Raw genomic sequence first — 404 nt, forward strand, 5'->3', positions numbered from 1 at the left:
TGCTGCCCTGCGGAACCTGAGCGCTCGCATGCAAGGGGCTGCGGCCGCGCAGGTCCGGCAGCGCAAAGGTCACCCGCCCGTCCCCGCCGTACATGGTGCCCAGCAGGGAGAACAAGGCCTGGTTCTGGTTGATCGGCAGCAACTGGCCGTTGCACTGGGCCCAGCCCTTGGGTGCGAAGCCAAAGCCCAATATGCGGATCTCGCCTAGGAAGGGTTCGGACATGGCAGTGACTCCTAGTTGAAGATGGCCTCGTACTGCGTGGCGGACTCGCTGCGCCCGACGGGCACCAGGAAGATCTCCATCGCGTCGAGTTGCGGATGGCTGATGCGATAGATGCGTTGCGGCAACACGGGCTGTGGTGGCCCCTCGAACAAGAGGCTGAAGGGTTGGCGCCCTTGAAATG

2 protein-coding genes are annotated in these 404 nt (G+C 64.1%); both read right to left on the reverse strand.

The window, feature by feature from the left end:
• A partial coding sequence (locus H5407_RS23675) for a phage tail protein (RefSeq protein ID WP_183106925.1) occupies positions 1 to 223 on the reverse strand: 223 nt, incomplete at its 3' end.
• Positions 224 to 234: 11 nt separating this feature from the next.
• On the reverse strand, positions 235 to 404 hold a 170-nt coding region (locus H5407_RS24920), incomplete at its 5' end, for a DUF6916 family protein (protein ID WP_404935658.1).

The sequence above is a fragment of the Mitsuaria sp. WAJ17 genome (assembly GCF_014174515.1).
In the GTDB taxonomy this organism is placed as follows: Bacteria; Pseudomonadota; Gammaproteobacteria; order Burkholderiales; family Burkholderiaceae_C; genus Roseateles_B.